Raw genomic sequence first — 12661 nt, forward strand, 5'->3', positions numbered from 1 at the left:
CTGCTTCTTTTTAATATAGAGAAGAGAGGTGACCGTATGGGGTTTATACCACCATAATAATAGAGACAGCGAAAGCTGTCTTTTAAAATGTTCAGAACACAACAAGGAGGAAAATTATGAACAGAAAAACGAAACGAAAACTTAAGCCTGTAGTTAAAGGGTTAAGAATGTTTGCCTTAATTACATTAAGTCTCCTAGCGTTATTACCTTCATTTACTGTCAAAGCAGATGAGCGAGAAGTATACTCAAATCCTCACTTTGCTTTAGAAATCAATCGTGATGAAGTTAATAATCTAAAACTTAGTGCAGAAGTAAGTAGTGAAGAAGTAGAAATACAAGAAATAACACTCGTCAGTGATAATGGAACACGTATCACTGAAAAAGCAGTTAAAAACGAACAAGGTTCCTACAACGTTCAATTTGCAGTTGGAAAAAATGGAAATTTCAAAATTGAAGTAAAGTACTCTTTTGATGCCCTTCAAAAATCGATTTCCGTCGATTTTGAACTTAAGTATGATACCTATCAAGAACAGATGCTCGAAGCTCCTAAAGAAGATATCGAGTCATCAAGTGAATTCTTAGAACAAGAAGCGACTCAAGAAGTGGCAGAGGTTGAGACTGAAACTCCTGAAGAAGAAAAGCAAGACGCGACTCTTCCTGTAGAAACAGAAACTGAAGCATCTGAAGAAGTTGTTGAAGATGAACCAAACGCAGATTCAGAAGAAACCAAATTACCTTGGATGAATATGCGTACAGGAGAAGTAACTTATTATTCTGATGAAGAAATTGAAACCTTCAATGCTCAAGCACGTGCAAGTGGAATTCTTACCGTTCCAAACAAATTTCAAGCACAGTATCGCATTGACTCGTACAGTGGTGGATGGCAAGGAACTAAGTATACATGGGGAGTTGCTTACATAGATGGTGATTATGCAGTCTGTTTGGATCCAACACGTGAAGCGGGTCATGGTAACAACTATCTAAGCGAAGGATTCTTTGATAGCTTACCTGATGCGCAACAAGATAGGATATGGTTAATCAATTACTTTGGTATAGGGTTTGAAGGAGATACCAATCCACATCGGTTCTTTGCTCAACAGGAACTTACTTGGGAAGAAATGACCATTGAACAAGTACGAGGTTATGGTGGAAATGAGAAGTTCCAAATCTCGTGGACGGGCAGTCAAGGAGAAGATTTAGCGCTTATTAACCAATATAAAACTGAAATACAATCATTGATGTCCACTTACTATACTAGACCTTCGTTCCACAATGTCAGTTACGATGTAAAAATTGGTGATACACTAACACTCACTGATACGAACAATGTTCTTGAACGCTTTGATGTCACTGTACCAAGTGGCGTAGAACTCATTAGTAAGAGTGGCAATACATTTCAAGTTCGTATCACTTCAAAAGATGCAAACGGTCAAGACATTACATTTTCTAAAAAATATCAGCCTAGTGCAACGACTACAACTGCATGGGGATATGGTGATGCTCAAAAAGTATTTACTGCAGGACGTGACAAGTATGATCCCCTTGAAAGTTGGGTATCACTAAACTTTAAAGCAGGTAATCTTGACCTAGGAAAACGTGATACAAATAACGTCATCTATGCAGGTGTTGAGTTCGAACTCTCTAAAGATAAATCAAGCATTCTTCAAACACTCACTACCAAGGCGAATGGACGAGTTTTAGTAGAAGGACTTGATGAAGGAAACTATTTTGTACGAGAAAAGAAAGTACCAATTAACTTAGTTATCAATACAGAGTGGGTTCCATTAACAATCACAGCAGGAGAAACCACAACGTATACTGCAGTCAATGATATTAAACCGTCACTAATTCTTGGTAAACAAGATACAGAAGGCACATGGTATGCAAATATTGATTTTGAATATTCGTATGACAAAGTAAATATCCTAGGCAATATCAAGACAGGTGCAAACGGAAAAACTGCTCCGATTGAAAACTTAAATGCTGGGACAATCTATGTTCGAGAAGTGAATGTTACGAAACCACTAATCGTAGATACAGAATGGAAAGCAGTTACTCTCAAAAACAATGAAACGGCAAGCTATACTGCGGTCAATGAGATTGCTACATGGCAATTCTCACTCCACAAACAAGATGAGCATGGAAAAGGGATTGCTGTTACTTTTGATGTCTACGATGACAAGGGAGTCCACACTGGAACACTCTCAACCGATACGAATGGAGATTTTTTATCAGGTAAGCTTCCTCTAGGCAGTGTTACACTTGTTGAGAAATATGCACCTGCAGGAGTTGTACTTGATAAAACTCCAATTAAACTAACAGGAACCTATAAGGATCAACACACTTCAGTAGTGCTTGTATCCAAAACTGTTACAAACTTCTATCGCGATTTTGATATCACACTTCTTAAATTAGAAGATGACTCAGATGTGTTTAACCCTGAACTTCATGGACAAACAATCGAAGGTGTTAAACTTGCTTATAAAGCACGTGAAGCCATCTACGAAGGGTCAAGTCTCATCTACAAAGCAGGCGACTTAGTCGGTGAAGCCCTCACCAATGCAGAAGGTAAAGTGTTCTTTAAAGAATTACCTGCAGGTAAATACCGTATCGAAGAGCTTGCAACAGTCGAAGGCTATCAACTTCATGATGGATACTGGGATATGGATGTTGAGTACACTGGAAGTGATGCAACAGTATCTGTAGTTCAAGTTGGTAAGACACTTACCAATACACCAATCTATGGTGGCGTTGAACTTGTAAAAGCAAATGGTACGGCTACCGAACGTCTTGAAGGTGGTGTCTTTGAACTTTATTATCATGATAAACTCTTAGGAACTTATACTTCAGACAAAGATGGACGTATCGTAGTCAACGGTCTCCGTCATTCAACAGGTAATGCCTACAGTTTCAAGGAAATTAAGAGTCCTTGGGGATATTGGATTAACGAAGAACCAATTTATTTCGATATCAGTACACAAGGTGAAATGGTCTATCTTATTGCACCAAACAACCTTATTGAAGTACACGTTGAATGGAATAAAATCAATGAAGAATTCTTACCACTTTGTGGTGTCGGATTTGGTATTCGAAGTGTTGAAACCAATGAGTTTGTAACACTTCGTTATGCAGATGGTAAACATATCGTTGAAGAGAGCGTTTGGTATACTGATGAGAACGGTGAAATCTTTACTCGAGGAATGCTCACTGCAGGAGAATACGAACTCGTTGAAGTTGCGCCACTTGAAGGGTATCAACCAATCGCACCGAAACGCTTTACCGTTGATGAAAATCAAACATACATCGATTTAGGTAGTCTTATTGGTCTATCACTGGACGCGGGAGAAATCGTCAACTACTGGAATCGTGGCGACATCCAAATTGGTAAATATGATCCTGAATTGGACATTTACTTACCAAACTTTGGATTTAACCTTTATGACATTGACAACAATCTTCTCGGATACTATGAAACAGACTCAGATGGTTTCGTAACAATTCCTAACTTGAAATATGGATTGTATGACATTGAAGAAATCAAAGTCGATGGCGAGTACTTACTCAACCCATCACAAAAACGTGAACGGATCTTTGTAGAAGAACACGAAAAGACATACACAGTTATCTTTGAAAACGTACAACCTAAAGGAAAACTTGAAGGTCTTAAACTTGATTACAAGGACAACACTGGAGTACAAGGAGCAGAATATGGACTTTATACTTTAGAAGAGGAACTCGAACAATCAACGTTTACAGACGAAAACGGTAAATTTATATTTGAAGGTTTCCGTCTTGGAAAATACTATGTACAAGAAATCGCAACCGTAGATGGTTATCGTATTGATGATACGAAGTATTATGTAGATTTTGAGTATGCTGATGAACATACAGCAATCATTTTACAAACACTCATAGTTGAAGAAATGCGAGTGCCTGAAATTCAAACAGAAGCTGCTTTTGTGGAACGAGATAAAGAAGATCCAAACATTGTGACTTTAGTTGACCACGTACATTATGAAAATCTTGTGCTTGGTAAAGAGTATACAGTCGAAGGAATCTTAATGAATCCAGAAACAGGCTTACCAATTCTTATTAATGGAGATGAAGTTACAGGATCTACAACATTCATTGCTGATAAGCATGATGGTATCGTAGATGTCATCTTTACCTTTGATGCAAGTAAACTTGAAACACGTAAAGTGGTAGTCTTTGAAGATTTACTTGAAGAAGGAACACCAATGGCATTCCATCACGACTTAAAGGATATTCATCAAACAGTTGAGATTCCAGAAATTGAAACTGAAGCATCCTTTACAGAACGTGATGAGAAAGATGCTAACATTGTGACACTCACTGATACTGTTTCTTATTCAGGATTTGTGGTTGGAAAAGAATATGTCACAACCGCAATACTTATGGATCCTAACACTGGACTTCCAACCCTTATTGATGGAAAAGAAATTACAGGATCTACAACATTCACTCCAACAGAAACATCAGGAATCGTTGATGTCACTGTAACATTTGATGCAAGTAAACTTGAAACAAATCGAGTTGTATTCTTTGAACGTACTACTGAAGAAGACCGACTCATTGCCCTTCATACAGACATCAATGATGTTAAACAAACGGTAGAGCTTCCTGAAGTTGGAACAACCTTGTCATTCTCAGAACGAGATAAGAATGAACCAAACATTGTTACTTTAACTGATGAAGTTCGCTACAGTGGACTAGTCGTTGGTAAAGAGTACACAGTGAATGGTAAGCTCATGGATGGCCATATTGGGGAAGCAATTTTAATTGATGGACAGGAAGTAACAGGTTCTACAACATTCATCCCTACTGAAACAGCAGGAACAGTTCACGTTGATTTTGTCTTTGATCAAAACAAACTCTTGACAAACAAAGTAGTAGCGTTCGAAGAAGTTCGTGAAGGTGAACGTCTCATTGCAGTCCATGCCGATATTAACGACATAGATCAAACAATCGATGTTATTACTTATCGCATTCTTAAGAAAGATGCCATTTCTAAAATCGTTCTTGATGAAGCAGAATTCACACGTTGGGACCAAGATGGAAATATCCTCGAAGTTAAGAAAACGGATGAAAACGGTGTTGTAGAATTCAAACTCTTCTATGGAGAAATTAATACAGCCAAGGAGACAGATGCACCTGTGGGGTATGTTCTTAGTGATGAAATCGTCACAATGGATACCACAATTCATGAAGACGGTACACTCTTTGAAATTGAGTACTATAATGATCTACTTCCAATTGTGGAATTACCAGGAGCAGGATACAGTAATACAAATCTTCATCTTGGAATGTTTGTAAGTCTACTAGGTCTCATCCTACTCTTAGCTGCAATTCTACGTAAACGTTTCGCAAAAGAAGATGTCATCACACAAGTACTCTTTGTTGATGAACCTTTCTATAGCGAAATTGTGAAGGAAGATGCATCCCAGGAACATGAATTTGTTAGTGGCGTTATCGGAAGTGGCCACAAAACAAACAAAGAAGATATTACTGATTTAGAGTCAACACTTTATGTTGAACCGGATGAAAAACAAAACGAATAACACTGCAAGATATGCTTCTTGCGCACAACATAGAGCAACATAGCAAATCTGCCATGTTGCTTTTTACTATAGAAATGGAGAAAACAATGCAAGAAAAAATCTTACAAACTATACAAGATATACGTGAACTTGATGGAAACATCCAGGTAGTCTTGTTGCGTGGAGGTTGTTATCAATTTGCGAAATATTTAAAACGTCACTTTCCAGAAGGAGACATTTACCTAACACAAAATATGACTCATGCTGTTTTTAAATACGATGACTCCTATTATGATATTCAAGGACAAAGAGAGAAAGCAGAAAAATACATTCCTTTACCTGAAGATACAAGAACATTAGAAGAAATAGAATCCTGGAATAGTATTAGAAATATTGAGTTTAATGATCGTCAAGTTGTTTATCTCTCAACAAAACCTATCAAAGAAATCCCCGTTGGAGGAAAATTTATTAGTGTTGATGATGAAGGAAAAATTTATTATAAGGCTCAAACCATTTTGCAACCAATCTTTCGAATAAGTATGTGTGTGATTGGCTGGATGCTGTTTTATTCAGGTTATCTACTGTTTAACAACTCATTACAAGATATATTCAAATCAGCTTCGGTTATTGAAGTATTAAAGAAACCTGCTTTATATGTTGTTGGGATGGTACTCTATTTGCTGTTTGTCTTGTTAAAAGAGTCCATGCAAACAGATTTTCTGGATAGGAAAAATAAAGTGATTGAGTCACTGAGTTTCAAATCGATGGTACTTGTTGTTGGTGCAACTTTCTTAGTTCTTCTAGGAGGTACTGAAGAGTATTCAATTATTAGAGAACTCATTCCTGTTGCAGTTGGGTTAAAGATACTCACCTTTGTGTTGTTTGAAATTATTTTTCTATTTTCATTTTTAACTCTTAGTAGGCAAACACGGATTACACTGTTTGAACAATCAGGTCACACAGTACAAATGGGAGTGCCATTGAGAGGTGGTGAAGAGCATTAAAAGGATTAGTATATTAGTTGTTTTGTTGGTGCTATTGGCAGGATGCAGTATGGACTTTTTATCCAAACGTCCAAAGCTCTCACTTACCACCAAAGAAGACACAGTCGAATATGGCGAAAAGCTTGATTTGAAATCATACATTGAGTCATCTTCTGTAGATGACATTTTTATTAGTGAGTTTGATCCATTTACTGTTGGAAAGCAAGAGATTACTTTTTCAGCAATCCGTAACGGAGAGACACTCGAAGTCGCGTTAATTCTTAATGTTGTGGATTCGAAATCACCATCCTTCAGTACTAAAGCAGAAGAAATTCTCATTGTAGAAGGCGATGCCTTTGAACCTTCATATTATTTCAAAGCAAGTGATCCTATTGATGGTGAAGTTGATGTGTCAATTAAGGAGGACCTGGATACTGAGAAATTAGGAATGACTCTATACACTGTGATTGCTGAAGATAAGAACGGAAATCAAAATTCCGTAACATTCAATCTTGTAGTTAAAGGAAAAGACGAAGTAGCAGCAATCGAAGAGAATCTGAAACCAGAAGTTCCTGATACGCCAAGCAGTCAAGAGAAACCACAAACACAGGCACCCCCATCAACAAATCAAACACCTACAGAAAAACCGAAACCAGCACCTTCACAACCTTCAAACAAAGCAGACCCTCATACCAAAGAGTTTCTACTGTCACAGGGATATGTGAATGATCCAACAGCAGGTGGTAAAGATGTAACGAATGCTTGTGCAGTATATATCAGTAAGTTTCCAAATAATGCGCGTGCATGTAGGCCAATATATGAAGGACGACAAGTTAAAGGACAACTTGCAGTCATTGAATAATTACCTAGCAAATCTGCTATGTAAGAGAAAGAGAAGGTGAAAGTATGAAAAAAGTTTTGTTGAGTGATTTGAAAAATGAACACAATGGTAATATTCTCCTAAGTGGTGATGTTGAGAGTGGAAAATCAGAACAAATGAAAGCATGGATTAAAGAAGTGATGGAACAAACTGATGAAGCAGTTGTATTTTTGGATTTTCAGAGTCAATATGCTTACATTGTTGCTAAAAAATTTATGAGGCAATCACGTTTTCATAGTATGGTACTTAATCCAAATGAGTTTGATAGAACTGTAATGAAATTTTTGAATGTCATTATGGAACTTAATCAGTACTCAGAAAGAAGGCTGAATATTCTAATTGATAGTATTGACGATTTTTATGAGTTAGGAGTCATGCTAGATTTGATCGTGATGTTGAAGTACTCAAGAGTTAATAACACGCGAATAATAATGACCAAGACTACAAGAAATGTAGGAACACATGATGAAAAAAGGACCTTATCTTGTCTTGAAGAATTTGTAGAAAACAAACTGTCTTCTAATATCTAAGGTCAAACAAAGAAAATAGCAACATAGCAAATCTGCTATGTAGCAAAATATTAAGAAAAACAATAATCACCTAGCAAATCTGCTATGTGATTTTTTATGACAGAAAGGAGCTTTCGACATGAAGGAACTATTAGAATTTTTAGATGTCTATGAATGCGAATGTTACAGTGAAGAGGAAGACTTCAATGACAGTTAAGAAACCATACAATCCAAGAGATAAAATCCAAAAAGAATTACTTGAAGCGGTTCTTCAGTCTCTTGAAGAAGAACGAATTCCCTGGAAGCGTCCTTGGGATGATTCCATGTTTTTACCCGTGAATGCTGTGACTGGAAAACCTTATGCAAAAGCCAATCTTTTTAATCTGATGATACAAGCTAATGCTAAAGGATATACCGACCCGCGTTGGTGTACGATCAAACAGGCCAACTCGAAAAACTGGCGTATCAAAAAAGGTTCTAAAGCATCCACGATATTCAAAACTAATATTATCAATAAAGAAACAGGACAGATTGTAGATCTTCGCGACATTGAAAAATTAAGTGAAGCAGAAATAAAAGAACTGATGCCAAAACTTAAAAAGCATACACGAACCTACAATGTCTTTAATGCATCTCAAATCATTGGGATCCCTAAGCTTTCCAAAAATGACACAATACGGTTTGAATATGATGAGACGGAGTCACAAAGAGTTCTTGATACACTACTTCAAAATATGAATGTGGACATGAGACAAGGAACGAGTGCTAGTTATTCTCCAACAGAAGACCTTGTAACAATACCACCACTTGATTCGTTTAAATCAAGTCAAGACTACTTTGCAACATCATTCCATGAATTGACGCATGCTACAGGCCATGCAAGTCGCTTAAACCGAGACCTTAACAGTACCTTTGGAACACCAGGTTATGGAAAAGAAGAGCTAGTTGCTGAATTCAATGCCATGCTTCTAGGAATTGACCTGGGACTCATCAATGATGAAATTGATGTCGAAAACCACAAGGCTTATTGTCAGTCGTGGTATGCATCACTAAAGGACAATCCAGAAGGTCTTTATGATGCGCTCAATGAAGCATATCGTGCGAGAACATACATGCATGAAAAAGGCGAGATTGAATTAGCGATGCCTAAAAAAGTACTTGAAGTGAATCGTGATACTTTAAGAGCATCCGTACTCATTCAAGACTATGCAGAGACTGTATTAGGATTTGGAGTCGAAGCAACATCAGGTGGACTTTATCAACTCACAGAACATCCATCCTGTAAGATCTATCCGGATAACAGTTTTCATCGCTTCTCACAACAAGTGGGCGGAGACATCTTCGATTTCATTATGCACTTTGAAGAAGTCGATTTTAAGGAAAGTTACAAACGAGCTGAAGCCTATTACAATGACTTCAAGCCGGAGTTAAAAGAAGGTGCTTCAAGAAGTGCTGTGAGTGCTGCACCGAAAGTTCTTGAATTACCACCACAAGCTGCTAATAACGATAAAGTGATTGAGTATCTCACACAAGAGCGTGGACTAAGTGAAGAACTGGTCAAAGAATTCATACAAAAAGGGTATCTCTATCAAGACTTAAGAAACAATGCAGTCTTTGTTGGATATGATGGTCCTATACCGCGTTATGGCATGCGTAGAGGCACGATATCTGATTTTAAGGGGGACGTCAAAGGTTCACAGAAAAACATTGGATTTATGGTCTGGAACGCCGCTGAAACGCTCATCCTTACTGAAGGTATTATCGATGCCATGAGTTTAATGGAAATGCTGGATGGAAGGGATGATTATAACTACTTATCCATTGGTGGTGTTTCAAATAGTTTATCGTGCTTTAATCAGTTCTTAGAAAATAAAGAACGTGCCAATGCTATTAAGACAATCATCATTGCTTATGATAATGATGAAGCGGGTATCGAAGCGCGTGAGTTACTCAGTGCATATATTCAAGAACGTTATCCTTCCTATGATGTAGAAATTCTTGAGCCGATTGAGAAAGATTTCAATCAGGATCTCGTAAACAGTCAAACTCAAGAAAATGAAGTGATAGACGAACTGGATACTCAAAATGAAAAACCACAAGTTTCTCAAGAAGCAGCAGGTGTTGAAGAAAAAAAGTCACAAGAAAGTAGTGATACAGACTTTATGAGACTTACTGAAGAATTCATCGTGGAGCGAGCGAGTCTTGATGACTTAGAAGCTTTAGAATCAGAGTATGACAGTGCAGTAAGACTTCAAAACTCAACTCTTGACTCACGTGGGAACAAGTTAGCTGAAGAACTCGATGAATTGTCGTTTGATGAACTTCAGTATCTCATTCAGTTTAATAAAGCAAAGATTGAACGAGCAGACCGTGTATACCAGGAAGGCATTGGTTTTGTCCAAACAGAGAACGAGAGACTCTCAGCTTATGATCGTTTTGTCCCAGAAGGTGTTGCAGAACGTGCCAAAAGTTTTTGGATCAATAACATTGCGGATTATCAAGAAGACAATACAAAAAAGATTTCACTTGATGAAGCAAGTGTTGTCTTTAATAAATACTTGATTGATAACTTGGGAAAGCATCAGGATCTTGAAACTTCAAAATCTATCCTAAGACAAGATTTCAAAATGCTCGTAGAATCATCGTATTTTGATACGATTTATCAGCGTCAAAATGAATTGCATCCAGAATATGGTCAACAAGAAATTCAAACAGAAATCGTTCTGGAACAAAGCGCACCTCATTATGAACGCACTGTACAATCACAGATTCAGGAAGATTTAGAACACAAACGCCAAACACGGGAATATTTAACAGTTCATATCAGTGAACGCTATTTGAAAAAGACATTCAAAAATATCGAAAAGAATCGTGCTTACAATGTCATGACCTTTCCAAAAGGAAGTAAGTATGCAGGGTATACCTATGTAATTCCTGCATCATTTTTTGTAGCACATGGATTTGATGGTGAAACCATGTCTTTATCTCTTCGTGAAGACTACCAATTCAAGGTTACCAAAGGGAAGTTTGAAAGTGGTAAGTTTGTACCTAGTGATGAACAAACCTTAAGCGCTCATGAACTGATTAGTGCTTATCGCGAATTAGAATATGAACCAGAAAGTCGTAAATTTGTACGTCTCACACAAAACCATATTAATGAATTCAAGAGTATGCTTCAAAAGGACAAGCCTTTTGAAGATGGTATGTTATTAGAGCGTGTGGATGCTACAGTGCAAGATCGTGATTGGATCATGGTGGAACGTAACAAGATGATGAAGTTACAGAATGAAGTCGCTAGGGAAAATCATGAAGGTGTCAAAATGATGATTGATGAAGTTCAAAAAGAACTGAATGACCGTCAAGCAAAATCAAAAGGCAATCAGAAAGAAGAGCCTTTATTAAGTATTGATGATTCCATGTCAAAGGAAACGTCACCTGAACTTGAACTTGATATGGAAGATGAGATGGAAATGGGAATGTAGCAACATAGCAGATTTGCTAGGTTGTTTTCTTTTTGCAGAAAGGAGCCAATGTATGTTAGTAAATGAAGGACAACATGTGATACCACCCATCAAGAAACAGAAACTCAACCTGTTCTTGGGCTATTCACCGTATGACTGGATTCGTATTGTAGGGTTGACGATAATATCTTTTTATATTTTCAAACTGTTTGTCAGTGATACTCTCAATATAGCCAAGTATTCGCTTGTAGTGTTTGTATTCATGATGATGTTACTCCATGTTCATCCAGACTATGGAGAATCAATTTGGGGTATCCTTAAGAAAATTGTAAAGTATCATATCTTTCAACATAAACACTTTATTCATAAGGAACGATGAACCTAGCAAACTTACTAGGTTGCAAAGGAGACACAGCGATGTACAGTGATTATGAAATACGAAAAGCAATGACACGTGAAGAAACTATGCAATGTTTCGCACCTTTTGATTTTTCAAAGGTTGCTTCACTTGATAATTTTGATATTTTACAATTACACAAAATACGAATCATGATTTTTGATCGCATTGAAGTTTTGTGGGAAGCTACATGGATTGATGGGGAGCTTCGAAAGAATACTGAAGACGAACAGAATGAATGGAATAACTTAACAAATCTTAGCGAACATATCAACAAGAAGTTGCGGTTGTATCATGATTAACTAACAACAGTTTAAACTTAAATAAATTGAGAAAGGAGCTTGTATGAGTAATATTTTAGAGGCATGCTATTGGTCTTGGTCAGTTGGGTTTCGGGATGCATTTGGATCGTTTGATTCATTCCGCAAAACACTTCTCGCCGAACAATACATATCTCACGGTAATGATGCTTTTTATCTTGAACTCATTTGTCTTCAAGAGGATGATGTCACTTTGTATATTGTGGCGTCGTCACTATTCACTTTGTATGCAAGCAAAAACAAAGACCTTGCAACAGAGGTATTTTATGATTTTAAAAACACGTATAAACAACTAGAAAAGAAGGAGATTTTATAATGGAAACATTTATTAATAAATTAGTAAAACTTGTTGACCAATCAAAAGGATGGTTACAAAGTCTAGGGATACCAGTGATTGTGGTTGCAGCATTATTCTTCACAGTCATGTTTGCGATTTCAAGTGATCAAAACAAAGGAAAATATAAAATTGGACTTATTGTAACTGTTATTGCAACTGTAATATTTGCGGCTGTAGTCTATGTCATTCCTTGGTTCTATACATACTTTTCCTAAG

Annotated in this window: 9 protein-coding genes; all 9 read left to right on the top strand. The window is 37.1% G+C overall.

Annotation, left to right across the window (positions count from 1 at the left end):
* Positions 1 to 116: 116 nt before the first annotated feature.
* On the top strand, positions 117 to 5579 hold the full coding sequence (locus G7059_RS03650; RefSeq protein WP_166080739.1) for a SpaA isopeptide-forming pilin-related protein: 5463 nt from the start codon (positions 117 to 119) through the stop codon (positions 5577 to 5579).
* An 86-nt stretch (positions 5580 to 5665) separates the two neighbouring features.
* Positions 5666 to 6562 (top strand): hypothetical protein, encoded by an 897-nt coding sequence (locus G7059_RS03655; protein WP_166080740.1) that lies wholly within the window; start codon positions 5666 to 5668, stop codon positions 6560 to 6562.
* 49 nt (positions 6563 to 6611) lie between these two features.
* A complete protein-coding gene (locus G7059_RS03660; RefSeq protein ID WP_166080742.1) occupies positions 6612 to 7403 on the top strand; it encodes a hypothetical protein in 792 nt (263 codons plus the stop codon).
* A 44-nt stretch (positions 7404 to 7447) separates the two neighbouring features.
* A complete protein-coding gene (locus G7059_RS03665; RefSeq protein WP_166080743.1) occupies positions 7448 to 7951 on the top strand; it encodes a hypothetical protein in 504 nt (167 codons plus the stop codon).
* A gap of 185 nt (positions 7952 to 8136) precedes the next feature.
* The gene (locus tag G7059_RS03670; RefSeq protein WP_166080744.1) at positions 8137 to 11412 is read left to right on the top strand and encodes a zincin-like metallopeptidase domain-containing protein; all 3276 of its coding nucleotides are present in this window, start codon (positions 8137 to 8139) and stop codon (positions 11410 to 11412) included.
* A gap of 52 nt (positions 11413 to 11464) precedes the next feature.
* A complete protein-coding gene (locus G7059_RS03675; RefSeq protein ID WP_166080745.1) occupies positions 11465 to 11770 on the top strand; it encodes a hypothetical protein in 306 nt (101 codons plus the stop codon).
* Between the two features lie 38 nt (positions 11771 to 11808).
* Positions 11809 to 12090: a hypothetical protein gene (locus G7059_RS03680; RefSeq protein ID WP_166080746.1), complete on the top strand. Its 282-nt coding sequence runs from the start codon at positions 11809 to 11811 to the stop codon at positions 12088 to 12090.
* Between the two features lie 43 nt (positions 12091 to 12133).
* Positions 12134 to 12424: a hypothetical protein gene (locus tag G7059_RS03685; protein ID WP_166080747.1), complete on the top strand. Its 291-nt coding sequence runs from the start codon at positions 12134 to 12136 to the stop codon at positions 12422 to 12424.
* Positions 12424 to 12660 carry a hypothetical protein gene (locus G7059_RS03690; protein ID WP_166080748.1) on the top strand — a complete coding sequence of 79 codons (237 nt, stop codon included), beginning with the start codon at positions 12424 to 12426 and terminating at the stop codon, positions 12658 to 12660. The genes G7059_RS03685 and G7059_RS03690 overlap by 1 nt, the downstream gene beginning before the upstream one ends.
* Position 12661 lies beyond the last annotated feature (1 nt).

The organism is Erysipelothrix sp. HDW6A (genome assembly GCF_011400295.1).
GTDB lineage: Bacteria > Bacillota_I > Bacilli_A > Erysipelotrichales > Erysipelotrichaceae > Erysipelothrix.